Consider the following 24,389-nt stretch of genomic DNA (forward strand, 5'->3'; position numbering starts at 1 on the left):
AAATTTGCCGGTGTTTGTCGGGCATAAATGCCCGACCTACTGCGTTGCGTTTTCAGACGGCCTCTGCCGTCGAAGTGCCGTAGGTCGGATACCCGTATCCGACACTCAATGCGGGAAAACTCGGGGAAACGTCGGATTCAAAAATCCGACCTACAACTACCCGCTGCCCGACAAAAACGGGAGGCCGTCTGAAAAATCCGTGTAACCGGTTTTTCAGACGGCCTTTATCGGCGGGCGGTGTTTATTCGAGCCGCAGGGGGATGGGGGCGGGGGTGTTGTTGTTGCCGGTTCGGGTGTAGTGGGGGAAGGTGAGGGTGCGGGTTGCTTCGTCCCATGTCAGGCGGCGGGCGGGGGTGGCGTGGACGGCAAGGGTTTTTTCGAGGGCGGCGCGGCGTTGGGTTTTGGGCAGGCGGTAGAGTTCGAGGGCGGCTTGGAAGGCGCGCTGCTGCATGGCGGTGTCTTGCAGGCGGCGGGCGTAGGCGGTGTGGTCGGGCAGGGCGGTGCGGGTGATGATGCAGCCTTGGGCGTCGGCGAGGCAGGCCCATTTTTCGGTGAGGCCGTCGGGCGGGGGCGGGGGCAGGGAGACGGCTTGGTCTTGGGCAAGCTGCGCGGCGGCTTGGGGGAGGCAGGCGGGGACGTAGGCGTAGGCGGTGCGGGCGGCGGTGTGTCCGGCGTTCATGGTGGGGATGGGGACGATGCCGGCGAGCCATTGGCTGTCGGCTTGGCCGTTGTCGGCGGCGAGGTTGGCGGTAAGGCTTTGCGCGGTTTGGTAGGGAGAGCGGGCGAGGGTGCGGTAGAGGTTGGCGGCGGAGTGGAATTCGTCGCGCATGGCGGGGCAGATGCTTTGTTCGGCGGGGGTGAGGGGGGCGAACATGCCGTCGCATTCCTGCGGCAGGCGGGTGGCCTGTTCGGGCTGTTCGGCGAGCATGGCGGCGGCCAGTTCGGTGTTTTTGCGGATGATGGCGTTGCCGATCATGGGGTAGATGAGGCCGGGGCGGCCGTTGAGGAGGGCGCGGCCGGTGCGGATGCTGCGGCAGAGGCGGGCGAAGGCGGCGGTGTGTTGGCCGTTTGTCCATTCTGTTGCGGCAGCTGCGGCGGGGGCGTGCAGCAGGTGTTGGAATGCGGGCAGGCGCAGTTCGGCGAGGTTGTCGGTGTCGTTGGGCCAGCCGCGTTGGGCGAAGGTGTCGTAGGCGGCGAGTTGTGCGACGTTGGCGGCGAGGGCGGCGTATTTTTCGGTGGCGGCACGGTAGGCTTGGGGCTTGGCGCGGACGGCGGCGAGGCATTCGATGCCGTTGCGGCCGCAGGTGAGTTCGTCGTTTTGCGGTTGGGGCAGGAGGATGTCGGCCAGCTCGCGCGGGGTTTCGCCGCGCATGACGGCCGCGCCGTGTTCGCGCATGATGCGGGCGCGTTCGGCGTCGTTTTCGGTGCGGTAGGGGAGCAGCCAGAGGGCGTCGATGCCGTTTTTCACCGGGGGTTGCGGCTCGGGGGCGGGGGTGAGCAGGGCGAGGGTGGGGGCGGCGGCGGCGGTTTCGCGCTGCATGAGGTGTTGCGGCACGGCATACAGCAGGGCGTAGGCGGCGAGGATGAGGAGGACGAGGGTGAAGAGAAGTTTTTTCATGGCGGGGAACAGTATTCAGCCTTGTTGTTCGAGCATTTTGCGGAAGCGCAGCAGGGCGAGTCCCAAAAACGCCGCGCCGATGAGGGTCATGACGAGCATCTGCGGCCACACGGTTTCCAGCCCCGCTCCGCGAAAGAGGATGTTTTGCGAGAATTTCATAAACTGGGTGAGCGGCCAGTATTCGCTGACGATTTGAGCGGCGCGGGGCATGTTGTCGCGCGGGGAGGAGCCGCCGGCAAAGAGGTTCATGACGATGTAGATGGGCAGCATCAGCATGCCGAACTGCCCCATGGTGGGGGCGAAGGTGGCGATCATGATGCCCAGGGCGGCGACGGAGAAGAGGAAGAGGGCGAGGCCGGCGGCGTAGAGGCCGACGGAGCCGGCCAGCGGCACGCCGATGCCGAGGTGGACGACGAACCAGAGCGAGGCGACGGCGGCAACGAGGATGACGGTGCCGTTGGCGAGGATTTTGCCCATCATCAGTTCGAAGGCGGTAACGGGCATGACCAGCAGGTGTTCGATGGTGCCGCGCTCGCGTTCGCGGATGACGGCCGCGCCGGCCAAGAGCATGAGGAGCATGAAGGCCATGGTGCCGATTTGCGAGGTGGGCATGAACCAGGAGCTTTCGCCGTTGGGGTTGAATTTGGTGTTGATGACGGGGTTGACGGCTTCGGGCAGGGTGATGTTGGCAAAGCTGTTGATTTCGCGGCTGAAAATCTGCGATAGGTAGGACGCGCCGACGCCGGCCTGGGTCATGGAGGTGGCGTCGATGAGGAGCTGGACTTTGGGTTTGCGTCCGGCCGCCACGTCGCGCTGGAAGCCGGGCGGGATTTCGAGGATGAAGATGGTTTCGCCCTTGTCCATCATTTCGTCGGCCTCTTCGCGCTTCACATCCTGCGGGGGTTTGAAATAGGGCGGGCGGACAGCGTCGCGGATGCGCATGGAGAGCTCGGAGCGGTCTTGGTCGATGATGCCGACGGAGGCGTTTTTCACGTCGGAGCTGACCTGCGCCATTTGGGCGATGGTGGCGGTGAAAATGTAGACGATGAGCACCATCAGCACGGGGTCGGTGAGCACGCTGCGGAATTCTTTGAGCATCAGGGTGAGGATATTTTTCAGAGTGCGCATCGGGTTTCCTTTTTTCAGACGGCCTTTGGTGTTGCGGGGGGCGCGTTTGCGGCCGGTTTTGGGTTTCAGACGGCCTTTGGCTTTGCGGGCGGGTACAGACCGCGTGCGTGGCTGCGCCACACACCTTACCTTGGCGGCAGAGGCCGTCTGAATTTCGGTTTTGCGGCAAAGAACGCGTGCGTGGCTTGCGCCACACACCCTACTTGTCTGCCCGACTCCCGTTTGGGTTTTAACTTCGTTGAAGCTGCGCTTTCAGACGGCCTATTTCTTCCAGTAGTCGGGCGTGAAGAGGATGAAGACGGTGAAAATCTCCAAGCGTCCCAGCAGCATCACGGCGCAGCACATCCATTTTTGCAGGTCGGTGAGGGCGGCGTAGTTGTCGCCCGGGCCGACGCTGCCGAGGCCGGGGCCGGCGTTGGTGATGCAGGCGACGGTGGCGGAGAGGGCGGTTACGAAATCCATGCCGCCGGCCATCAGGCCGAGGGTGAAGATGACGACGGTCATGAAGTATACAAAGATAAAGGCCATCACCGCCATCGCGGTGCGCTCGGACACGGAGCGTTTGTTCAGTTTCACGGTGCGCACGGCGTTGGGGTGCAGCAGCAGCGACACTTCGCGCAGGCTGAATTTGGCCAGCACGAGGGCGCGCGCCATTTTGATGCCGCCGCCCATCGAGCCGGTGTTGGCCAGCACGTTGGAGAGGAAAAACATCCACAGTGTTACCAGAAGCGGCCAGCGGGCGAAGTCGGCGTTGGCAAAGCCGTTGGCCAGGCCGATGGAAATGAAGTTGAAACCGGCGTAGCGCAGCGCGTCGGGCAGGGGGTAGTAGCCCTGCTGCCAGAGGTAGAGGGCGGCGGCGGCGATGCTGGCGAAAAGCACGATGAGCATGACGCGGGCTTCTTCGTCGCGCCAGTAGGGGCGCAGCGATTTTTCCCGCGCCATGGCGAAGTGGTTGGCGAAGTTGAACGCGCCAAACAGGGTGGCGGCGGCGATGACGGCTTCGATGACGGGTGATTTGTAGAAGGCGATGCTGGCGTCGTGGGTGGAGAAGCCGCCCAGCGAGAAGGTGGACATGGCGTGGCACACGGCGTCGAACCAGCCCATGCCCGCCCATTTGAGGGCGGCGCAGGTTAAGAGGGTGAAGCCGAGGTACACCAGCCACAGGCGTTTGGCGGTTTGCGAGATGCGCGGCGCCATTTTGCTGTCTTTGTCGATGCCGGGGATTTCGGCTTTGAACAGTTGGATGCCGCCCACGCCGAGCATGGGCAGGATGGCGACGGCCAGCACGATGATGCCCATGCCGCCGAACCAGTTCATCATGTGTCGCCAGAAATTGAGCGAGGGGGCGAGGGTGTCGAGGCTGGATATGACGGTTGCGCCGGTGGTGGTGAGGCCGCTCATGGCTTCAAAGAAGGCGTCGGTGTAGCCGGCGTTGGGGAAGTAGAAGTAAAAAGGCAGGGCGGAGATGGCGGCGAAGCCGAGCCAGAGCAGGAAGACGAGGGTGAAGCCGTCGCGCGCGCGCAACTCGCGGCGGCGGTGGCGCGTGGCCGCCCACACGGCCACCGAGCCGGCGAGGGTAACCAGCGAGGTGCCGGCGAAGGCGTGGAAGGTAGAATCGTGAAACAGATAGGACACGGCGGTGGGCACCAGCATCAGCACGGCATACAGCGCGGCGAGCTTGGAGAGGGCGTGGAGGATGGGGGCGATTTTGTAATACATGGGCTTGGTTGCCGTTCGGGTTTGGGTGTGCGCCGGTGGCGGTGTTTGGTGTTTTTGCTTCGTTGAGGCTGTGCGTTCAGACGGCCTCTTTGCGGCTTGGAGGCCGTCTGAAAACGGGTGTGGTGCGCAGGGCGTGGGTAGGGTGTGTCGCCCCGAGGCGACGCACGCGTTCCCTGCCGTTCAACGCATCTGCGCCTTCCCGACAATCCGAAACCGCGTGCGTGGCTGCGCCACACACCCTACCTGCGGGGTAGAGGCCGTCTGAAAAGCGCAGCTTCAAGATACCCTGCCAGTCTGCCGTCATTGGTTTTTCAGACGGCCTCAGCCGAAGAAGCCGACCTTCACCTGTATCAGTTTTTCCAACTCGCGCACGACGCGGCGGCGGGAGACGAAGAAGATGAGGTGGTCGCCGTCCTGCATTTTCACGCCGTCGTTGTGCCCCATGATGACTTCGTCGCCGCGCACGAGGCCGGCGATGTGCGCGCCGGAGGGCCATTTGATGTCGGAGACGCGGCGTCCGACGAGGGCGGAGGTGTCTTTGGTGCCGTGCACGACGACTTCCACGGCTTCGGCGTGGCCGCGCCGCAGGGGGTGCACGGCGGCCACGTCACCCTGGCGGATGTGGGTGAGGATGTTGCCGATGGTCATCATGTGCGGGGAGACGACGATGTCGATCTGGTTGCCTTCGAGCAAATCGACGTAGCGGGTGCGGTTGATGATGGTGATGATGCGTTTCGCGCCGAGGTCTTTGGCCAGCAGGCTGGCCATGATGTTGTTTTCGTCGTCGTTGGTGAGGGCGAGGAACACGTCGATTTCGTCGATGTATTCGTGGGCGAGCAGGTTTTCGTCGGTGGCCGAGCCCTGCAAGACGAGGCTGGTGTCGAGGTGTTCGGCCAGCCATTCGGCGCGCTGGGGGTTGTGTTCGATGATTTTGATGTCGTAGAGGCTTTCCACCTGCTTGGCCAGGCGGTAGCCGACGTTGCCGCCGCCGGCAATCATGACGCGGCGGGTGCGGTTTTCCAGCGGGCGCAACTCGCGCATCACGGTTTTGACGTGGCGGCTGTCGGCGAGGAAAAACACTTCGTCGCCTTCGATGATTACAGTGTCGGCGGTGGGGACGATGAGGCGGTTGTTGCGGTAGATGGCGCAGATTTGGCAGTCCACGCCTTCGGGCAGGTGGCCGTTCACCGAGGCGATGGGACGGCCGACCAGAAGGCCGCCGCTGTGCGCCTGTACCACGGCCATGCGGGCTTTGTCGCCGGCAAAGCGCAGCACCTGCAAGGCGCAGGAGTAGCTCAACAGGGCGGTGATGCGTTCGGTTACGAGCTGTTCGGGGTGGATGGAGTCGGTTACGGCGAAGGCGTCGAGCACGCGGTTGTCGCTCTGGCCGTTTGATTCGAGGTAGTCGGACTGGCGCACGCGGGCGATGCGGCCGGGAATGTTGAACAGGTCGGCGGCGATGCGGCAGGCGGCGAGGTTGGTGTCGTCGTGGCGGGTGAGGGCGAGCAGCAGGTCGCAGTCGCCCGCGCCGGCGGCGGCGAGCACGGCGGGCGACGCGCCGTTGCCGGTGATGGTCTGCACGTCAAGCTGCGTGCCGGTGCGGCGCAGGGCGTTTTCGTCGGTGTCGATGACGGTTACGTCGTTGTTGGGCAGTGCGGCGAGGTTCTGCGCTACGGTGGAGCCGACCTGGCCGCTGCCGAGGATGATGATTTTCACGTTGTTTCAAATGGGGAAAACGGTTTTGCTTTGTTGCAACGGCTTTTCAGACGGCCTCAAAAGCCTCAGAGACCGTCTGAAAGCGCAGCTTCGGCGCAGCCAAAACCTTGTCTGAAAAACCTTATTCGATGTTCTGAACCTGCTCGCGCATCTGCTCGATCAGCACTTTGAGCTCCACCGAAGCCTGCGTGGATTCGGCGGCCACGGCCTTGCTGCCCAGCGTGTTGGCTTCGCGGTTGAGTTCCTGCATCAGAAAATCCAGCCGCTTGCCCACGCTGCCTTTCGCGCCGGACACCACGCGGCGCACTTCGCCGATATGGGTTTTCAGACGGCTGAACTCTTCGTCCACATCCGCCTTCTGCATAAAGAGGACGAATTCCTGTTTCAGCCGGTCGTCGTCGATATTGGCCACCGCCTCGGCCAGCCGCGCGCGGGTTTTGTCCAAATGAACTTGGATAAGCTGCGGGAAACGCGCCTCCAAAGCGGCCACAGTCTGCTCCATCGCGTCCAGCCGCTGCAAAATATGCTCGCGCAGCTTTTCCCCCTCGCGCGCGCGTGCGGCGGCAAACTCGCCCAACGCGTCGTCCAGCAGCGATTTCACCGCCAGAGCCAGCGTTTCGCCGTCTTCGTCCTGCGCCGCGAGCACGCCGGGGAAATTCAGAATGTCGGCCACCGTCAGCTTGCCCAAGCCGCCCCACTGCCCGCGCAACTCGTCGTTCAAATCCGCCAGCGCGGCGGCCAGCTCGCGGTTGAGCGACAAAGCCGCCCCCGTTGCCACCGCCTTCTGGATTTGGATGCGGCACTCGATTTTGCCGCGCTGCGCCGTTTCGGCCACCCGTTCGCGCAGCGCGGCCTCCAAATGGCGCAGCTCGTCGGGCATTTTGAACTGCACGTCCAAATAGCGGTGGTTCACCGCCCGAATGTCGAGATTGATGCGTTTGCCGCCGCATTCGCCTGCGGCGTTGGCAAAACCGGTCATACTGCGGATGCTCATGTTTTACTCCGTTGTTTAAAAATTCACGAGTGAAAGCAGGCGGCAATATAGCACATTTGCCCGTGCTATAATTTGCATTTTTTAACAGAAAGAGCCGCCATGACCGCCCCCGCCCGTACCGAACGCGCCGCCGACGCACTGCGCCCCGTGCGCATCACCCCGCATTTCCTGCCCCACGCCGACGGCTCCGCCCTCATCGAATGCGGCAACACCCGCGTCATCTGCACCGCTTCGATAGATGAAAACGTGCCGCCCTTCCTGCGCGGACAGGGCCAAGGCTGGATCACTGCCGAATACGGCATGCTCCCCGCCGCCACCGCCACCCGCAGCCGCCGCGAAGCCGCCGCCGGCAAACAAAGCGGCCGCACCCAGGAAATCCAACGCCTCATCGGCCGCTCCCTGCGCGCCGCCGCCGACCTGCAAAAACTGGGCGAGCGGCAAATCCTCATCGACTGCGACGTCATCCAAGCCGACGGCGGCACCCGCACCGCCTCCATCACCGGCGCATACGTCGCCCTCGCCCTGGCCGTGCGCAAACTTCTTTCAGACGGCCTCATCGCCGAAAACCCGCTGGTGTCGCAAATCGCCGCCGTCTCCGCCGGCATCGTCGGCGGCGTGCCGCTGTTGGATTTGGACTACCCCGAAGACTCCGGCTGCGACAGCGACGTGAACATCGTGATGAACGGCGCAGGCGGCATCATCGAAATCCAGGGCACCGCCGAAGGCGCGCCCTTCTCCCCCGCCGAACTCGCCGCACTGCTGCGCCTGGCGCAAAAAGGCATCGGCGAACTCATGGCCGAACAGAAACGGGCACTGGCGGCGTAAGCCAAGGCAGGGCGGGTAGCAAGAGGCCGTCTGAAAACCTGATGAGGCTGCGCCGAACCGTTGCAGTGTGCGTCGCCCCGAGGCAACGCACGCGGCTTTTGCCGTTTAAGCGAGAGACCGTCTGAAAGTCGTGTTACGCGGCTTTCAGACGGCCTTTCGTTCTTTGGCCGTGGAGACGGATGTTGCAAACCGCAAACCGCGTGCGTGGCTGCGCCACACACCCTACGCAGTTGTAGCTCGGATTCTTGAATCCGACGTTTTTCCATATCGGATGTCGGATACGAGTATCCGACCTACTGGAAGCGTTATCGCGCCATGCCGAACCCGTCGTAGGGTGTGTCGCCCCGAGGCGACGCACGCGGTTTGTGCCGTTTAAGCAAGAGGCCGTCTGAAACCGTAAAACAGGTTTTTGGCTGCGCCGAAGCTGCGCTTTCAGACGGCCTCTTGCCGTTTGCGCAACGCCTATTGCTGGCGGATGCGGTGGTAGCGGCCGGTTTGCAGGGTGTAGCTTTGCGCCGGGCCGCGGCCGCACCATTGGACGGCGATGTGCACGCTGCGGGCGGGTTTGCCGCCGAGACCGAAGAGGAGGCGGCGGTCGTTTTGGGCGGCGAGGCCGTTGTTGGCGTATACCTCGCGGTGCTGCGGGGCGGCGGTGGGGCTGTCGGCGGCGGCGAGGGTGGCGCGGCTGCCTTGGGCGTCGCGGTTGCAGCCGGTGCCGTTGCCTTCGAGTTGCAGCCCGATCCAGTTGGTGGCCTGGCTGTCGTTGCGGTAGAGGGAGGGGGCGGCGGTCATGTGGGTTACGAGGCTGTCGAGGTCGCCGTCGTTGTCGAAGTCGGCGAGGATCATGCCGCGCGAGGTGCCTTTTTTCGTCCAGCCGGCCTGTTCGGCCACGTCGACAAAATAGCTGCCTTTATTCATATAAATGCGGTTGGCTTCGCTGCCGAAGACGCAGCGGCCGCGCACGTCGGCCCAGCGGTCGGCGTAGCCGTGCACGTCGGGGTTGGTGAGGGCAATTTGGGCGTTCCAGTACCAGTAGTCGGGGCAGACGGCTTCTTTTTTGTCGTAGGCATCGTCGGCCATGCCGTTGGCCTGCACGATGTCGAGGCGGCCGTCGCGGTCGAGGTCGCCGAAGGCTGCGCCCCAGCCGAATCGGCGTTCGTTGAGGGCGTTGCGGCGGGCGGCTTCGTCGGTGAAGGCGGCGGCGTCGGTCTGGCCGGGGCGGCTGTAATTCATCCACAGCAGGCTGCCTTCGGCTTGCAGTTTTTCGTGGACGTTGGAGACGTGGATGTCGGGGCGGCCGTTGTCGTCGAGATCGCCGAAGGTGGCGTTCATGCCTTTGTAGGTGTCGCGGCCGATCGCGCCGGCGAAGCTGCCTTTGACGGGCAGGAAGCCTTTGCCCTGTTGGTTGAAATAGAGTTCGTCCGGGCCGAAGTCGTTGGCGATGTAGAGGTCGGGGTAGCCGTCGGCGTTGAGATCGCCGGTGGCGGCGGCCATGGTCCAGCGTTTGCCTTCAAAGCCGGTTTGGGCTTGGGGGACACGCGCGAAGCGGCCGCCGCCGAGGTTGCGGAAGAGCAGGTTTTCGTCGGCATTGTTGGCGTTGTGCCAGCTTCGGTGCATCACGTCGAACATGCGCCGGTCGCCCGGGTATTCGGGCTCGGGGAGTTTGAAGATGTTGTAGGGGACGCTGTGGCCGTAGCCGGGAAGGTGGGTTTGCATGACGTTGCCGACGAAGATGTCGAGTTTTCCGTCGCCATTGAAGTCGAGGACGTTGGTGGCGACGCTGATTTGGTAGTTGTCGAGGCCGCTTTGCTGTCCGATTTTGCTGAAATTCAGACGGCCTGTTTCTTTGAGTTCGTTGCGCAGCAGGCGGCCTTTGCCGAAGCCAGTGCCCAGAAGCAGGTCTTGGTCGCCGTCGTTGTCCATGTCGAACCAGGTGGCCGAGGCGATGAGGCCGTGTTGCTCGGGGCGGGTGCGGTGCGGCGCAAGGGCGGGGATGTCGAAACGATCGAAGCGGAAATTTCCTTTGTTTAAAAATAGTTGGGCGCGGTCCTGCTCGGATTTCAAGGGCTGGGTGAGGAAGATGTCGGGCAGGCCGTCGTTGTCCGCATCGGCCACGGCGGCGGCGTCGCCGACGGAGAGCAGCCATTTGGCGATGTGGTGCATGCGCGGGTCGGTGCGCTGCCAAATATCGCCCTGCGCGCCGCCTATGCCGCTGTGCGCGGCGGAGATTTCGACGAAACGGAAACGCGCTTCGTCGGCGGCGAAGGCGTGGGTGGCGCGGTATGCGCCCCAGCCGGTGAGGCCGATGAGGCCGGTGAGCAGCAGGGCTTTGGCCTCTTGTCGCAGGATGGCGGCGGGGTGGCGGTAGCGGGCGCGGTTTTGCCACAGCAGCCACAGGCCGCGCAGGGTCATGTAGGCGAAGGCCGAGTAAAACAGGGTGGAGAAGCTCTGGAATTTGTGCAGCAGCAAATCAACGAACACGATGAAAAAGGCCATGAACACCTGCCCTTTGCGCGACTCGGCCGAGGTGGGCGGGTCGGTGATCATAAAGAAGGTGAAGAGGTAGAAGGCGGGCGAGGAAAACGCGCCCATAAACAGGGTTTGCGGCGGGATGTGGTGGCGCAGCAGCCAGGCGCGCAGGCCGAGCTGCATGGCGTAAAACGCGAGGAAGGACACGATTAACACGCTGCGGCGGATGTTGAGCGCGAACAGCATCAGCGCGGCGGTGGCGATGAAAAAGGCGGTAACGCCCGCGCCGCCCCACTGGTAGGCCGGCGCGGGGGTGATCATGCCGTCGCTCAACACCAGCGCGGCAATCACGCCGAACAGGCCGGGGTTGTAGATGTGGCGGCCGTTTACGGTAAAGACGTATTTCGAGGCGGTGGCGAAAAACGGCGGCACCAGCGCGAGCCACAGTCCGTGGGAAAAATTGGTGAGCACCGACAGCCCCAGCCCGGTAATCAGCCCGCTGACGGGGACAAGCAGCGTTTTCTTGCGCAACAGATAGTGCAGCGTGCAGTCGAGCGCGACGCACACGGCCAAAATCAGGCCGACCTGCGCGGGGCTGCGGTTGAAGCCCCAAAAGGTGATGCCGCAGAACACAAAGGTGAATTGCAGCAGCAAAACGGGCAGGCGCGGGTCGTTTTTCGCGGGAACGCGGTCTAAGGGAATCATGGGAAGAGGCCGTCTGAAAAAGGGGCGGATTATAGGGCAAACGGCAAGGCAGAGGCCGTCTGAAAAGCCAAAACGCGTTTTCAGACGGCCTCTGGGCTGCTAAACCTTATTGGAAACTTCAAGATTGTGTTTTAAGGATATGAACAGGCAGATTAAGGAAACGGCGGCAACCCAGATTGGGCAGGCGCGGGAATAATGGCAGAATGGGGCTGGCGTAGGGTGTGTCGCCCCGCGACGCACGCGGTCTGTGTCGCGCAAGCAATCCACGTGTTTCCCAAGCCTAAACCGCGTGCGCGGCTGCGCCACACACCCTGCCTTAACGGCAGAGGCCGTCTGAAAAACGCAAAACGCGCTTTCAGACGGCCTTTGTTTGGACTCGGTTCGTGTTAACGGGCAGATATGCCGCTGCCGCTTCCTAAAAGCTTCGCCAAATCCGCTTCTGCTTGTTTGACGGCATTTTCCAAATCGGCAATTCGCGCCTGATATTTGGCATAGTTTCTCTCATTGCCATAACGGATTTTCTTTCCTTCTTCCAATGCTTTTTTTGCATCACTCAAGCGACGACGTGCAGCGGCAATTTGTTCTTGACTGGCTGTTGATTGTTGGCTTGCGCCTAAGGTGGCAACAGAAGGCTGCTCTGACAGCTGTTTTTCATATGTTTGCGCTGATTGATAGCTGCCGGGAGAAGGGGGCAGCGACGAATATATGGCCGGACGGCCTAAATCGCTTTTCGCGCAGTTGGCACCCGGCGCAGGGGTGGAGGTGTAGGTGGTGCGCCCTTTGCTGTCGGTGCAGGTGTAAACGGAGGCGGCGCAGGCGGGCAAGGCGGCGGCCAGCAGCAGGGCGGCGGCGTATTTCGTTTTCATGGGTTTCCTTTCTTTTCGGGGGTTAAAACCAGAGATACCAGGCCAGCAGGAGGACGGCGGCAACGGCAAAGTTGATGGCAAAAGCGATCCGCCACTGCCGTTTGGAGGGCGGGGCGGCTTTCAGGCCGCTGCGGCTGCGGCGGACGAGGAAGAAGGGCGAGAGCAGGACGGAGACGGCGGCGGTGAGGATAACGGCCGCATAGTAGGCTTTTTCCGTGGTCATGCCTTTTCCTTTCCGGCGGGCTGCCGTTTGTTCATGACGCGATTATATAACGGGAATCCGCGGGCGGGGCAGGGGAAAGGCCGTCTGAAAACCCGTAAAACAGGTTTTCAGACGGCCTTTTTATTCCCCAAAAACATCCAAACATCCGTCGCAAACCCGAAAACCGCGTGCGTCGCCTTGGGGCGACACACCCTACTTTAAAAACCGCCTTTGCATTATCTGGGCAAGTGTTTCCCACTGCAAAAAAGGCCGTCTGAAAACCCGTAAAACAGGTTTTCAGACGGCCTTTGCAACAGGCTGCGGCCTGCGTTTATTTGTTGGCGGCGCGGGCGGCGGCTACGCCTTTGCTGCGGGCGGGGGCTTGGGGGGCGGGTTCTTTCATGCCGCGTTCCTGGCGCACTTTGGCGATCATTTCGTCCACTTTGTTCATGGAGGCGTTCCAGTCGCCGCCGGTGAATTTCATTTTGTATTTGCCGCCGACGATGATGGTGGGGGTGTTTTCAATCTGCATTTGTTCGGTGAGGTCGGCCATTTGTTTGGCTTGGGCTTCGTTGCCGAAGGATTCGTAGGCGGCGAGCAGTTTTTTGCCGTCGAAGCTGCTTTGCGCGCCTGCCCATTGTTTGAAGGCGGCGGGGTCGGCGAGGTTGATGCGCTGCTCGAAGATGGCGTTGAACACGGGCATGTTGGCCTGGTGGCGCAGGTTGCTGCTGTTGACGGCGGCGGCGATGCGGGCGAGCTGCATGTGTTCGGGCTGCCAGACGACGTGGATGGGGCGCAGGTAGGTGTCGGACGCCCATTTTCTGCTGTGTTTTTCCATTTCAGGTTCGAGGTGGTAGCAGTGGATGCAGAAGTAGCCGAAGAATTCGGCGACTTCGATTTTGCCGTTCTGCTGCTGGGCGAGGGGTTTGTCGAGCACGGTGTAGTCCTGGCCTTCGACGAGGGCGGCCTGGGCGGAGGCGAGGCCGAGGGTGAGGGCGGCGGCGAGGAGGGTGTGTTTCAGTTTCATGGTGTTTCCTGTGGTTGGGGTTATTGTGCGGGGCGGGCGAAGCTGTCTATGCCTTTGCTTTGCAGTTCGCGGCGGGTTTGCGCGGCGGCTTCGGCGGAGGCGGGGGCGGTTTGCACGCGGTACATGGTTTTGCCCTGTATTTGGGCTTCGACGACGCGGGTGTCTACGCCGGCGGCGGCGAGGCGGGCGCGTTGGGATTCGGCTTTGTCGCGGCTGCCGTAGGAGCCGGCCTGGACGATAACGCCGCCGCCGCTGTTTCTTCCGCTGCGTTCGCTGCGTGCGCCGTTTTCATTGCCGGCCTGTCCGCTGAGGGCGGCTTCGGCTTTGCGGCGGTCGGCTTCGCGGTCGGCGCGTTTTTGGTCGCGGCCGATTTTGCCGTTGAGGATTTGCTCGGGGCCGGGTTTGGCTTTGTCGCGGCGGGGGCGTTCGGCGTGGGGTTTGGTTTTGGTGTCGGGTTTGCCGCTATCGGGCAGCAGGTCGGGCACGCCGGGGATGGTTTCCGGCTCTTTGCCGCTGTCGGACTCTTTGCCTTCTTTGCCTTCTTGGCCGCTTTCGGGTTGGGAGGCGGTTTGTTCGGGGGTGTTTTTTTGTGCCGGTTTGCCGCTTTCGGGCGGGACGGGTTCGGCTTCGGGCGCGGAGGCGGGCTTTTTGGGCTCGGGCGCGGGTTCGGGTTTTTTGGGGGAGAGGATTTCGGGCGGGGTGAGTTCTTTTTCTTCGATGGGGGCTTTGAAGTCGCGTTTGCGGCTGCTTTCGAGGGTGTACACGAGGCCGCCGATGATGACGGTGGCCAGAAGGAGGCCGACGATGAAGCCGGTGAGTCCTTTGCCGTGGGCTTTTGCTGTTTTCATAAAAACTACCTTTTTTCGATGTGTTTCGGCCGTCTGAAAAAGTGTGGGAACAGGCGGGCGGCGTATTCTAGCAAAATTCAGACGGCCTGTTGCGCTTGTTTGCCGCTGTGGTTTACAGGGCGCGGCGCAGGGCGGCGGCGCGCAGGATGTGGCTGCGGTTTACTGTGTCGTCGCCGGAAAGGTCGGCGATGGTGCGGGCGGTGCGCATGATGCGGTGGAAGCTGCGGGCGGAGAGGGAGAGTTTTTCCAGTATGCCGCCGAGGGTTTCCCTGGCTTCGGCGGATATGCCGGCGGCGGTGTCCAGCTCGGTGGGGCTGAGGGCGCGGTTGAGCTTGCCCTGCCGCGCGTTTTGGCGTTCGCGGGCGGCAAGGACGCGTTCGAGCACGGCCGCGCTGGGTTCGCCCGCCGCGGCCTGCACGAGGTCGGCAGCGGGGAGGGCGGGCACTTCGATGACGAGGTCGATGCGGTCGATAAGCGGGCCTGAGATTTTGCTGCGGTAACGCTGTATCGCGTCGGGCGTGCAGCGGCAGGGTTTGGACGGGTGGCCGTGGTAGCCGCAGGGGCAGGGGTTCATGGCGGCGACGAGTTGGAAGTCGGCGGGGAACACGGCCTGGCGGGCGGCGCGGGAGATGTGGATTTCGCCGCTTTCGAGGGGTTCGCGCAGGGCTTCGAGCACTTTGCGGTCGAACTCGGGCAATTCGTCGAGAAAGAGCACGCCTTTGTGGGCGAGGGAGATTTCGCCGGGGCGGGGGTCGGAGCCGCCGCCGACGAGGGCGACCGCGCTGGCGGAGTGGTGGGGGCTTTTGCAGGGGCGGCTGCGGCTGAAATTCTGGGTGTGGTGCGGCAGCAGCGACTGCACCGTCCACACTTCGATCAGTTCGTCGTCGGTGAGCGGCGGCAGGATGGAGGGCAGGCGTTGGGCGAGCATGGATTTGCCGGTGCCGGGCGGGCCCATCATCAGGAGGCTGTGGCCGCCGGCGGCGGCGATTTCGAGGGCGAGGCGGGCGGTGTGCTGGCCTTTGACGTCTTTGAGGTCGGGCAGGTTTTGGTTTTCAGACGGCCTGATCTGCGCTTGGGCACGGGGCAGGGGGACGGTGCCGTTGAGGTGGGCGGCAACGGTGGCGAGGCTGTCCGCGCCGTAGGCCTCCACGCCGTGCATCACGGCGGCCTGGGCGGCGTTTTCGGACGGCATGACGAAGGCGCGGCGCGCCTGTTTGGCCTGCCAGGCCATCGCCAGCCCGCCGCGTATCGGCCGCAGCAGGCCGGAGAGGGCGAGTTCGCCGGCAAATTCGTATTGCGGCAGTTGTTCGGGGCTGATTTGGCCGGAGGCGGCGAGGATGCCGAGGGCGACGGGCAGGTCGAAGCGGCCGGATTCTTTGGGCAGGTCGGCGGGGGCGAGGTTGACGGTGATTTTTTTTGCGGGAAACTCGAAGCCGCTCTGGATGATGGCAGCGCGCACGCGGTCGCGGCTTTCCTTCACTTCGGTGTCGGGCAGGCCGACGATGTTGAACTGCGGCAGGCCGTTGGCCAGATGGGTTTCCACTTCCACGGGCGGGGCGTTTGCGCCGGCGAGGGCGCGGCTGTGGACGACGGCGAAGGTCATGGGTTGTCCTTGTATCAATATATCAATGTGTTTTCAGACGGCCTCAAAGTCCGTCCGGCGTTTTTGGCTGCGCCGAAGCTGCGCTTTCAGACGGCCTATTTGAACAGCAAAATCAGCACCAGCGCGAGGGCGATGACGGCCAGCCACAGGCTTTGCCGCTGCTGGATTTTCACCAGACGGACATAGGCGTCGCGCATTTCCTGCTGGCGGTTTTCGTCCACCAGCGCGGCGATTTTGCGCGGCAGGGCGGGCAGGATTTCCGCCCAGTCGGGGGCTTCGTTTTTCAGGTTGCGCCACAGGGCTTTGGGACCGACTTGGGCGTGCATCCATTTGACGAGGAAGGGTTTGGCAGTTGCCCACAAGTCCAAATCGGGGTCGAGCTGCCGCCCCAGCCCTTCGATGTTGAGCAGGGTTTTTTGCAGCAAGACAAGCTGCGGCTGGATTTCCACATGGAAGCGGCGGCTCACTTCAAACAGGCGCATCAGCACCAGGCCGAAGGAGATCTGCGAAATCGGTTTGTTGAACACGGGTTCGCACACGGCACGCACCGCCGCTTCCAATTCCTCGGCGCGGGTGTCGGGCGGCACCCAGCCCGATTCGATGTGCGCCGTGGCGACGCGGTGGTAGTCGCGGTTGAAAAAAGCAAGGAAATTGATGGCCAGATAGCGTTTGTCGTAGTCGGTGAGACTGCCGACGATGCCGAAATCGAGGGCGATGTAGCGGTTGCCGGGGGCGACGAGGATGTTGCCCGGGTGCATGTCGGCGTGGAAAAAGCCGTCGCGGAACACTTGGGTGAAGAAGATTTCCACGCCGTATTCGGCCAGCTTGTGCAAATCTGTGCCCTGCGCTTTGAGCGCGGCAATGTCGGACACCGGCGTGCCGTCCATCCATTCGATGGTGAGCACTTCGCGCGCGCAGTAGTCGTAGAACACCTTGGGCACGGTGAGCATGGGGCTGTCTTTGAAATTGCGCCCGAGCTGGCTGCAATTGGCCGCCTCGCGCAGCAAATCCAATTCGTCGTGCAGGTATTTGTCAAACTCGTCCACCACCTCGCGCGGGCGCAGCCTTTTGCCGTCGGCAAACAGCCGCTCCGCCCAGCCGGCGCAAAAGCGCAAGAGTGCCAAATCCTGCTCGATCACGGGGCGGATGTCCGGCCGCAGCACCTTCACCGCCACTTCCTCGCCCGAAAACAGCCGCGCCCGGTGCACCTGCGCCACCGACGCGCTGGCCACCGGCACGGTTTCAAATTCGGCATAAAGCTCCGACACCGGCCTGCCCAAAGCCCGCTCAATCTGGCGGCGCGACAAATCCGCGTCAAACGGCGGCACTTTGTCCTGCAACTTCGCCAACTCGGCGGCATAGGACGGCGCAATCAGGTCGGGGCGGGTGGAGAGCACCTGGCCGAACTTCACAAACACCGGCCCCAGCTCCTCCAAAGCCAGCCGCAGCCGCACCGGCAGCGGCTGCGCCGCCGCCTCGCGCGGCACGGGCACAAGCCGCAGCAGCCTGCGCCGCCAGCCGCCGCGCGCCAGAGGCACGGCCAGCTCGGCAAGGCCGTGGCGGCGCACGGTTTTCCAAAGGGTTCTGCTGCGTTTGAGCCATTTCATAGCGGGTTTCCGTAAGACAAAAAACGGCAGGATTATAAGGCATGGCGCAAAACGGCGGTTGGAAGCCGCGTTTTCAGACGGCCTCCAAATCCCCGCCAAGCCCCGCGCGGCAAGGAGATACGGCGGTTATGACAAAACTTGACAGTTTGCCTAAAAGGCTTAACAATCGCGCTTTTCCAACGAAAACCGTTTTTGAAAGAGAGAAAAGCATGAAAACAACATCCCTCGCCGCCCTCCTTGCCGCCGCCTGCGCACTGGCCGCCTGCGGCGGCAGCGACAACGCCGCCCCCGCCGCTTCCGGCGCGGCCTCCGCCGCCCCCGCAGCCGCCGGTTCGGCCTGCGAACAGTATGAAAAAGCCTATGCCGACATGATCGCCGGCCTGAGCGGCGAAGCCAAAGACGCGCAGCAGAAAATCTTTGAAGTGGCCAAAGAAGCCATGAAAGCCCTGCCCGAAGACCAGCGCGAAGCCGCCTGCCGCGAATCGCTCAAAGGCATGCAGGGCACCGCCGATTCTGCCGAAGATGCGAAAGAAGCCGCCTCTGAAGCGGCCGAAGACGCCAAAGAGGCGGCCGAAGACGCCAAAGAGGCGGCCGAAGACGCCAAAGAAGCCGCTTCCGACGCCAAAGAAGCCGCGCAGGAAGCCGCCGAAGAGGCCAAAGAGAAAGCCAAGTAACACGGCATCAAACACGGCGGAAGGCCGTCTGAAAAACAGGTTTTCAGACGGCCTTTCCACCATCCGCCCGATACGTTTCTGATTTGGAAAGACCGACACCATGACCGTACAAAAACACCTTGCCGCCCTCACCGCCGCCGCCTTCCTCGCCGCCGCGCCCTGCGCCGCGCCTGCCGCCGCTCCCGCCGCTCCCGCAGCGGTACAGCAGCAGCTCGACAAGGCCGAAACTGCCTTCAACGCCGGACGCGACGCCGACGCCGTCGCCATCTGGCAGCCGCTGGCCGAAACGGGCAACGCCCAAGCCCAGGCGCGGCTGGGCAAAGCCTATTACCAGGGGCGCGGCGTGCTGCAGGATTACGCGCAGGCCGTGCAGTGGTTTGAAAAATCCGCCGCGCAGGGCAACGCGCTGGCGCAGAACAACCTTGGCGTGATGTATTACTACGGCCACGGCGTCGCCAAAGACCCCGCCAAGTCCGTCCAATGGATGCGCAAAGCCGCCGAACAGGGACTGCCGCAGGCGCAGCGCAACCTCGGCGCAGACTACGAAGACGGCTTCGGCGTGGCAAAAGACCCGCGCGAAGCCGCCAAATGGTACAAAAAAGCCCTCGCCGGCTACGAAAAAGCCGCCGCCCAAGGCAGCGCGCAGGCGCAGTTCAACCTTGCCATGATGTACAGCGGCGGGCGCGGCGTGGAAAAGAGCGACGAAAAATCGTTTGAATGGCTGGAAAAAGCCGCCCGCCAAGGCTACACCGAAGCCGAATACGCCCTCGGCCTGCGCTACGGCCTCGGACGCGGCGTGGCGAAAGACGACGCGCAGGCCGCCGCTTGGTACCGCAAAGCCGCCGAAAAAGGCCACACCGCCGCCGCCGGCCTGCTCGGCTCGCGCTACCTGACCGGCAACGGCGTGGCCAAAGACGACAAACAGGCCGCCGAATGGTTTGCCAAAGCCGCCGCAAAAGGCGACGCCTTCGCCCAATACAACCTCGGCCTGATGTACAACCTCGGACGCGGCGTACCGCAAGACCGCACCCGCTCCATCGACCTGCTCACCAAAGCCGCCGAACAAGGCCGCCTCAGCGCGCAATACCTGCTCTACTCCCTTTACGCCCAAGGCAGAAACGGCGTGCCGCAGGACGACAAACAAGCCTCCTACTGGCTCGCCAAAGCCGCCGAGCAGGGCGACCCCCGCGCCGAATACAACATGGCCGTGCGCTACCGCATCGGACGCGGCGTGGAAAAAGACGACGCCAAAGCCATCGAATGGCTGAAAAAAGCCGCCGCCCACGAAACCTCCGCCTCCGTGCTCGCCCAATACGACCTCGGCAGCCTCTACCTCAAAGGCGAGGGCGTCGCCCAAGACGACAAACAGGCCGCCGAATGGCTGGAAAAAGCCGCCGGCCACGACTACATCCACGCCCAGAAAAAACTCGCCGCCCTCGTCATCACCGGCACCGGCACGCCGCAGGACACCGCCAAAGGCATGGAACTTCTGCGCGCGGCGGCCGAACAAGGCGACGCCACCAGCCAAACCCTGCTGGGCATGGCCTACAACACCGGCCTGTTCGGCATCGGCCAGGATCCCGCCCAAGCCCGCGTCTGGCTGGAAAAAGCCGCCGCCCAGGGCAGCAAAGAAGCCCGCGCCTACCTCGAACGCGTCCGAGACGGGCAGAAAACCGGCGAATAAGCCGCCGCACCGGCAATAAGGCAAAGAGGCTGTCTGAAAAACACTTTTCAGACGGCCTCTGCCGCTTGTGTAGGGTGTGTGGCTTCGCCACGCACGCGGTCTGTGTACAGAAACGGCCTCCGCCGTCTACGTAGGGTGTGTCGCCCCAAGGCGACGCACGCGTTTTCTGCCGCCCGACGGATGCGCCCGCACACCGAAAGCCGCGTGAACGGCTGCACCAAACCTCCTGCGGCCTGGCCGAAAATCGGGGTGGGTCGGGCATTTATGCCCGACTGGCGGACACCGGTAAATTTTGAACACGTCGGGCATAAATGCCCGACCTACGGACTGCGCCACACAGCCTACAACGTGTTCGGTATGGAACGGCGGGCGAAGACGGTTCTGGCCGTTCAGGTAGGGTGTGTGGCTTTGCCACGCACGCGGTCTGAAACCTTTGCAAAGGTTTCGGCCTGTGTACAGAGACGCTTGAACGTGTAGAAAACAAAAGAGGCCGTCTGAAAAAGCGGATTCCGTTTTTTCAGACGGCCTTTTGTGCGGCAGGCAGGTTTATTCCTGTGTTTCTGCTTCAAATTCTTCAAACGCGGTGCGGAAGAAGAAAAAGTCGTTCGGCTTGACGATTTCGGCGGCATGGCCTTCGGAGAGGATGTTGAGGCGGAAGAAGGCGGTTTGGAAACATTCGCGCTCGAAGTCGTGCAGCTCGCCCACGGCTTCGAGGCGGGTGTGCGGCGGCAGGCAGCCGGGGCGGCGCAGCATTTCGGCCATGTAGCGGTAGAAGGGGTTGCGGTCGAGTTCTTCCTGATAGAAGTCTTTGAAGGCGGTGTAGGCTTCGGCGTGGCTGGGGGCGGACATGGCGGTTCGGTAGGGTGTACAGGAGTAGGGCAAGATTACGTTAAAAAGACGAAAATTTCCATTTTTCCGCGCAAATGTTTTGTGTGCGGCCCGAAACGTTGGAAAAATGCAAATCGGGTTTTTATGACGGCGTACGGTTTGGGCGGGCGCGTCGGCTGGAGCCGTCTGAAAATCCCAAAATACGGTTTTGGCTGCGCCGAAGCTGCGTTTTCAGACGGCCTCGATGATTTTTTTGGCCGCTTCCGCACCCCAGTAGGCGGCTTCTTCGAATACGGAGTAGCCGCTCATGCCGCTGTGGGCGAAGAGGAGCGGAGGGCGGGTTTGGCGCAGGCGCAGGAGGGCGGGATCGGTGAGGTAGCCGGGGCGGGGGACGGCCATGCCGTGGCCGCGCACGGTGAGGGAGACGGTTTCGACGCTGCGCCAGAAGTGGCTGCCGTAGGCGTGCAGCAGGTCGGCTGCGGCGGGGCGCAGCAGGGTTTCGGCGTCGGCATCGAGCAGCAGGCGGCGGATGTTTTGCGTGGTGTCGTGGACGGGGGCGGTGTAGGCGGTGAAGACAGTGCGCGGGGGTTTGGCGGCGCGGATGAGCTGGTTGCCGGCGGCGACGTAGCCCAGATGCGGGCTGCCGTAGATGACGTTGTCCCACGCCAGTTCGCTGTTTTCCGGCTCTTGCAGGAAGCGGTTGAGGACGAAGTTGGCGATGAGCCAGGGGGCGGTTTCAGACGGCCTCAGGCCGTATTGTGCGGCGTTTTCCACGATATGCGCGGCCACTTCGGGCGGGATGGCGCAGATGACGTTTTGCGCGTCGGCGAGGATGGTTCGGCCGCTTTGGTTGTGTCGCAGCCACACGGCCACGCGGCTGCCGCGCGCTTGGATTTTGACGGCGGAAGCGTCCCACGAGGCGGGGGTGGAAAAACGCCATTCGTTTTCCTGCGGCGGCTCGGTGAGGGGGCGCAGGCCGCTGCGGCGGCGCAGGGCTTCGGAAATGTGGGCGAGGCCGTCGGGCCAGGTGAGGACGGTGTCGGCGTGCGGGCCGCGCGCGCAGAAGTAGTGCAGGCCGGCGAAGGCGGACACGTCGGCGATGCCGCGCCCGTAGTCGTCGCGGCAGCAGTAGTCGAGGTACCAGAGCAGGGTGGGGGAGCGGTAGCCTTCGCGGCGCAGCCATTGGGCGAAGGTGAGGGCGTCGAGCCGCCGCCATTGTTCGTCGTGCGAGGAGAGGGCGATGGGGATGGCGAAGATTTTGCGCCCGTCGCGGCCGTAGGCGGTTTTCAGACGGCCTGTGAGGGTGAAGAAGCGGCGGCTGTCGGCGTCTTGGCGCGGCAGCAGGGCGTCTTGCCATTTGCCTTGGTACAGCAGGCGTTCCTGTGGGGCGTAGACCAAATCGGTTTCGTTGAACGCGCCGTTTCGCATGATGCCCAGATCGGCGAGCATTTCGCGTACATACGCGCTTTCGGGGGAGGGCAGGGCGAGGTAGTGGGCACCGGTGGGGGCGGCGAGCTCGCCGTGGTAGAAGCCGGCGTTGTTGCCGTTGCGCTCCAAGCCTTCGGCCAGCAGGATGTCGCGGCGGCCGTGTCTGACAAGGTACCAGAGGGCAGTGAGGGCGGCCGCGCCGCTGCCGAGGATGAGCGTGCCGCAGCGGACGGTGCGCTCGGGGCGCAGGGAGAAGCCGCCGTCGCGCAGAGTGTGGCCGAAGGGCAGGCCGGGGCGGTTTACGCTGACGGGGGGAAGCTGCGGCCGCCACAGCTTCCACGAGGCGGCGGAGGCGGCGGCAAGGGCGGCGGCGGAGAGGAGGAAGCGGCGGCGGGTGGGCATGGCTGGGGCGGCGGGGGCGTTGGGGAAACGGTTTTCAGACGGCCTCTGTCTTTATTTGTATTTGCCGGCCACGCGGACGATTTCCGCGCGGTGCGCGGCGCAGAAGGCGGCGGCTTTCTTTTGCAGCGCGGGGGTCGGCGTTTTCATGTCGGCCATTTTCACCGTGCCGAGCAGATCGGTGAGGCCGGGAATGCTGCGCAGGATGCCGTCTTGTTCCGACAGGCGGCCGTATTGCTGCTCGCAGGAGGCCGTCGGCGCATCGAGGCGGTCGTGGGCTTGGCTCAGGTTTTCCATGCTGCCTGCCGCCGCCAGTGCTTCTTTCGGGCAGAAGATGACGGCACTTTGCAGCAGCACGGCATCGCGCATCACGGCGCGGCATTCGGCGGAAACGGGTTTTTCCTGCGGCGCGGCAAAGGCGGGCAGGCAGGCAAGGGCGCAGAGCAGGGCGGTAAGACGGGGTTTCATGGTGGTTCTCCTTAGGTAGCAAAACAGGATGAGGCCGTCTGAAAAAACGGGGTCAGGCGACGCGGGGCGCATTATAGCCGCCCGCCGTTTTCCCGTATAATCCGCCGCTTTTCCCCGCCTGCGCCCGCTCCGCCATGCCCGATTTGTTTTCCGATGCCGCCCTTTCCGTTTCCGAGCTGAACGCCGCCGCCAAACTCCTGCTGGAAGAACACTTTTCCGGCCTGTGGGTGGCGGGGGAAGTGTCCAACCTCACCCGCGCCGCCAGCGGGCATTATTATTTCTCGCTCAAAGACGCGCGCGCCCAGGTGCGCTGCGCCATGTTCAAAGGCGTGGCGCAGCGGTTTGCCGCGATGAAGGAGGGCGACCATATCGAGGTGCGCGGGCGTATTTCCATTTATGAGGCGCGCGGCGAGTTTCAGATTACCGTGAACGAGGTGCGCGTGAAGGGGCTGGGGCGGCTCTACGAAGCCTACGAACAACTCAAAGCCGCCTTGCAGGCCGAGGGCTTGTTTGCCGCTGAGCGCAAGCGGCCGCTGCCCGCCCATCCGCAGCGCATCGGCATTGTAACCAGCCCCGCCGCTGCCGCCCTGCGCGACGTGCTCTCCACGCTGCGCCGCCGCGCGCCCGATCTTCCCGTGATCCTCTATCCCGCCGCCGTGCAGGGCGCGGAGGCCGCGCCGCAGCTTGTCCGCGCGGTGAACGCGGCCTCGGAACGCGGCGAGTGCGACGTTCTGATTGTGTGCCGTGGCGGCGGCAGCATCGAGGATTTGTGGCCGTTTAACGAAGAGGCCGTTGTCCGCGCCGTGGCCGCCTGCCGCATTCCGGTGGTGAGCGGCGTGGGGCACGAAACCGATTTCACCCTCACCGATTTCGCCGCCGACACCCGCGCCCCCACGCCCACCGCCGCCGCCGAGCTGGCCGCGCCCGACCGCGCCACGCTGCTGCACCGGCTCGCAGAGGCCGAAGGCCGTCTGAAAACCGCCGCGCTCTACCGCTATCAGGACGCGGCGCAGCGCACCGATTGGTGCGCCCGCCAATTGCGCCACCCGCGCCAAAAGCTCGACGCGCAGCGCGCACGCGTGGCCGAATGCGCCGCCCGCCTCGCCGCCGCCGCCCGCGCCTGCCTGCGCCTGTCGGATGAAAAGCTGTCGCGCCAAAACCTGCTGCTGCAACACGCCCGTCCCGACACGGCGGCGCAAACAGGCCGTCTGAACGCTTTTCAGACGGCCTTGACGCGCAACGCCGGCGTGCTGCTTGCGGCGAAAAAGCAGCGTTTGGAAAAACAGGCCGCGCTCTTGGATGCCGTGTCGCCGCAGCACATTCTGGCACGCGGCTTTTCGGTGGTGAGAAACACGCGCGGGCAGGTGGTGCGCGACGCCGCCGCGCTCAAACAGGGGCAGACGCTGCACATCACCTTCGCCGAGGGCGAAGCCGCCGTGCGCGTCAGCAGCGACACCGCGCAGCCGGATTTGTTTGATTTTTCGTGAAATCCGCCGCGCTGCGGCATGAAGAGGCCGTCTGAAAACCGAAAACGGGTTTTTCAGACGGCCTCACGTATAATCCGCTTCTTTATTTTTCAGA

The 24,389-nt window shown here is 63.6% G+C and carries 19 protein-coding genes; 4 read left to right on the top strand and 15 right to left on the bottom strand.

What is annotated here, in order from left to right:
- Positions 1–241: 241 nt before the first annotated feature.
- The 5 genes from H3L91_RS12480 to H3L91_RS06280 all read right to left on the bottom strand — a co-directional run bounded on the left by H3L91_RS12480 (position 242) and on the right by H3L91_RS06280 (position 7,175).
- The gene (locus H3L91_RS12480; protein ID WP_040658881.1) at positions 242–1,618 is read right to left on the bottom strand and encodes a hypothetical protein; all 1,377 of its coding nucleotides are present in this window, start codon (positions 1,616–1,618) and stop codon (positions 242–244) included.
- A gap of 15 nt (positions 1,619–1,633) precedes the next feature.
- Positions 1,634–2,746: an ABC transporter permease gene (locus H3L91_RS06265; RefSeq protein ID WP_040659507.1), complete on the bottom strand. Its 1,113-nt coding sequence runs from the start codon at positions 2,744–2,746 to the stop codon at positions 1,634–1,636.
- A gap of 261 nt (positions 2,747–3,007) precedes the next feature.
- Entirely contained in the window at positions 3,008–4,465 is a 1,458-nt protein-coding gene (locus H3L91_RS06270; protein WP_007342779.1) for a TrkH family potassium uptake protein, read from the bottom strand.
- Positions 4,466–4,786: 321 nt separating this feature from the next.
- Positions 4,787–6,181: a Trk system potassium transporter TrkA gene (trkA, locus tag H3L91_RS06275; RefSeq protein WP_007342781.1), complete on the bottom strand. Its 1,395-nt coding sequence runs from the start codon at positions 6,179–6,181 to the stop codon at positions 4,787–4,789.
- Between the two features lie 121 nt (positions 6,182–6,302).
- Positions 6,303–7,175, bottom strand: a complete 873-nt coding sequence (locus tag H3L91_RS06280; RefSeq protein ID WP_007342782.1) for a YicC/YloC family endoribonuclease — start codon at positions 7,173–7,175, stop codon at positions 6,303–6,305.
- Positions 7,176–7,274: 99 nt separating this feature from the next.
- Here H3L91_RS06280 and rph point away from each other — a divergent pair, with 99 nt between their 5' ends.
- A complete protein-coding gene (gene rph, locus H3L91_RS06285) occupies positions 7,275–8,000 on the top strand; it encodes a ribonuclease PH (protein ID WP_007342783.1) in 726 nt (241 codons plus the stop codon).
- A gap of 462 nt (positions 8,001–8,462) precedes the next feature.
- Here rph and H3L91_RS06290 read toward each other — a convergent pair whose 3' ends face one another.
- The 7 genes from H3L91_RS06290 to ubiB form a co-directional block, all read right to left on the bottom strand.
- Complete coding sequence (locus H3L91_RS06290; RefSeq protein WP_007342784.1) at positions 8,463–11,174, bottom strand: FG-GAP-like repeat-containing protein; 2,712 nt, start codon at positions 11,172–11,174, stop codon at positions 8,463–8,465.
- A gap of 386 nt (positions 11,175–11,560) precedes the next feature.
- Entirely contained in the window at positions 11,561–12,040 is a 480-nt protein-coding gene (locus tag H3L91_RS06295) for a DUF4124 domain-containing protein (RefSeq protein WP_007342786.1), read from the bottom strand.
- A 22-nt stretch (positions 12,041–12,062) separates the two neighbouring features.
- Positions 12,063–12,263 (bottom strand): hypothetical protein, encoded by a 201-nt coding sequence (locus tag H3L91_RS06300; RefSeq protein WP_007342787.1) that lies wholly within the window; start codon positions 12,261–12,263, stop codon positions 12,063–12,065.
- Positions 12,264–12,573: 310 nt separating this feature from the next.
- Positions 12,574–13,269, bottom strand: a complete 696-nt coding sequence (locus H3L91_RS06305) for a thiol:disulfide interchange protein DsbA/DsbL (protein WP_007342789.1) — start codon at positions 13,267–13,269, stop codon at positions 12,574–12,576.
- Between the two features lie 20 nt (positions 13,270–13,289).
- The gene (locus H3L91_RS06310) at positions 13,290–14,117 is read right to left on the bottom strand and encodes an SPOR domain-containing protein (RefSeq protein WP_007342790.1); all 828 of its coding nucleotides are present in this window, start codon (positions 14,115–14,117) and stop codon (positions 13,290–13,292) included.
- 112 nt (positions 14,118–14,229) lie between these two features.
- Positions 14,230–15,720, bottom strand: coding sequence for a YifB family Mg chelatase-like AAA ATPase (locus H3L91_RS06315; protein ID WP_007342791.1), 1,491 nt, complete (start codon positions 15,718–15,720; stop codon positions 14,230–14,232).
- A gap of 95 nt (positions 15,721–15,815) precedes the next feature.
- The gene (gene ubiB, locus H3L91_RS06320; protein ID WP_007342792.1) at positions 15,816–17,327 is read right to left on the bottom strand and encodes a ubiquinone biosynthesis regulatory protein kinase UbiB; all 1,512 of its coding nucleotides are present in this window, start codon (positions 17,325–17,327) and stop codon (positions 15,816–15,818) included.
- A gap of 209 nt (positions 17,328–17,536) precedes the next feature.
- Here ubiB and H3L91_RS06325 point away from each other — a divergent pair, with 209 nt between their 5' ends.
- Positions 17,537–18,001 (top strand): DUF5339 family protein, encoded by a 465-nt coding sequence (locus H3L91_RS06325; RefSeq protein ID WP_040658885.1) that lies wholly within the window; start codon positions 17,537–17,539, stop codon positions 17,999–18,001.
- Positions 18,002–18,101: 100 nt separating this feature from the next.
- Positions 18,102–19,685 carry a tetratricopeptide repeat protein gene (locus H3L91_RS06330; protein WP_007342794.1) on the top strand — a complete coding sequence of 528 codons (1,584 nt, stop codon included), beginning with the start codon at positions 18,102–18,104 and terminating at the stop codon, positions 19,683–19,685.
- Positions 19,686–20,231: 546 nt separating this feature from the next.
- Here H3L91_RS06330 and H3L91_RS06335 read toward each other — a convergent pair.
- The 3 genes from H3L91_RS06335 to H3L91_RS06345 form a co-directional block, all read right to left on the bottom strand.
- A complete protein-coding gene (locus H3L91_RS06335) occupies positions 20,232–20,534 on the bottom strand; it encodes a hypothetical protein (protein ID WP_007342796.1) in 303 nt (100 codons plus the stop codon).
- A 210-nt stretch (positions 20,535–20,744) separates the two neighbouring features.
- A complete protein-coding gene (locus tag H3L91_RS06340; RefSeq protein ID WP_007342797.1) occupies positions 20,745–22,343 on the bottom strand; it encodes an NAD(P)-binding protein in 1,599 nt (532 codons plus the stop codon).
- Between the two features lie 51 nt (positions 22,344–22,394).
- On the bottom strand, positions 22,395–22,808 hold the full coding sequence (locus tag H3L91_RS06345; protein WP_040658887.1) for a hypothetical protein: 414 nt from the start codon (positions 22,806–22,808) through the stop codon (positions 22,395–22,397).
- 134 nt (positions 22,809–22,942) lie between these two features.
- Here H3L91_RS06345 and xseA point away from each other — a divergent pair, with 134 nt between their 5' ends.
- Positions 22,943–24,295 carry an exodeoxyribonuclease VII large subunit gene (gene xseA / locus H3L91_RS06350; protein ID WP_007342799.1) on the top strand — a complete coding sequence of 451 codons (1,353 nt, stop codon included), beginning with the start codon at positions 22,943–22,945 and terminating at the stop codon, positions 24,293–24,295.
- The last annotated feature ends 94 nt before the right edge of the window (positions 24,296–24,389 follow it).

It is taken from the genome of Neisseria bacilliformis (assembly GCF_014055025.1).
GTDB lineage: Bacteria > Pseudomonadota > Gammaproteobacteria > Burkholderiales > Neisseriaceae > Neisseria > Neisseria bacilliformis.

What these genes read in the sequence shown, in the direction of transcription:
- H3L91_RS12480 (WP_040658881.1), bottom strand. Translation starts at nt 1,618, where the DNA reads ATGAAAAAACTTCTCTTCACCCTCGTCCTCCTCATCCTCGCCGCCTAC.
- H3L91_RS06265 (WP_040659507.1), bottom strand. Translation starts at nt 2,746, where the DNA reads ATGCGCACTCTGAAAAATATCCTCACCCTGATGCTCAAAGAATTCCGC.
- H3L91_RS06270 (WP_007342779.1), bottom strand. Translation starts at nt 4,465, where the DNA reads ATGTATTACAAAATCGCCCCCATCCTCCACGCCCTCTCCAAGCTCGCC.
- H3L91_RS06280 (WP_007342782.1), bottom strand. Translation starts at nt 7,175, where the DNA reads ATGAGCATCCGCAGTATGACCGGTTTTGCCAACGCCGCAGGCGAATGC.
- rph (WP_007342783.1), top strand. Translation starts at nt 7,275, where the DNA reads ATGACCGCCCCCGCCCGTACCGAACGCGCCGCCGACGCACTGCGCCCC.
- H3L91_RS06290 (WP_007342784.1), bottom strand. Translation starts at nt 11,174, where the DNA reads ATGATTCCCTTAGACCGCGTTCCCGCGAAAAACGACCCGCGCCTGCCC.
- H3L91_RS06295 (WP_007342786.1), bottom strand. Translation starts at nt 12,040, where the DNA reads ATGAAAACGAAATACGCCGCCGCCCTGCTGCTGGCCGCCGCCTTGCCC.
- H3L91_RS06300 (WP_007342787.1), bottom strand. Translation starts at nt 12,263, where the DNA reads ATGACCACGGAAAAAGCCTACTATGCGGCCGTTATCCTCACCGCCGCC.
- H3L91_RS06305 (WP_007342789.1), bottom strand. Translation starts at nt 13,269, where the DNA reads ATGAAACTGAAACACACCCTCCTCGCCGCCGCCCTCACCCTCGGCCTC.
- H3L91_RS06310 (WP_007342790.1), bottom strand. Translation starts at nt 14,117, where the DNA reads ATGAAAACAGCAAAAGCCCACGGCAAAGGACTCACCGGCTTCATCGTC.
- H3L91_RS06315 (WP_007342791.1), bottom strand. Translation starts at nt 15,720, where the DNA reads ATGACCTTCGCCGTCGTCCACAGCCGCGCCCTCGCCGGCGCAAACGCC.
- ubiB (WP_007342792.1), bottom strand. Translation starts at nt 17,327, where the DNA reads ATGAAATGGCTCAAACGCAGCAGAACCCTTTGGAAAACCGTGCGCCGC.
- H3L91_RS06325 (WP_040658885.1), top strand. Translation starts at nt 17,537, where the DNA reads ATGAAAACAACATCCCTCGCCGCCCTCCTTGCCGCCGCCTGCGCACTG.
- H3L91_RS06330 (WP_007342794.1), top strand. Translation starts at nt 18,102, where the DNA reads ATGACCGTACAAAAACACCTTGCCGCCCTCACCGCCGCCGCCTTCCTC.
- H3L91_RS06335 (WP_007342796.1), bottom strand. Translation starts at nt 20,534, where the DNA reads ATGTCCGCCCCCAGCCACGCCGAAGCCTACACCGCCTTCAAAGACTTC.
- H3L91_RS06340 (WP_007342797.1), bottom strand. Translation starts at nt 22,343, where the DNA reads ATGCCCACCCGCCGCCGCTTCCTCCTCTCCGCCGCCGCCCTTGCCGCC.
- H3L91_RS06345 (WP_040658887.1), bottom strand. Translation starts at nt 22,808, where the DNA reads ATGAAACCCCGTCTTACCGCCCTGCTCTGCGCCCTTGCCTGCCTGCCC.
- xseA (WP_007342799.1), top strand. Translation starts at nt 22,943, where the DNA reads ATGCCCGATTTGTTTTCCGATGCCGCCCTTTCCGTTTCCGAGCTGAAC.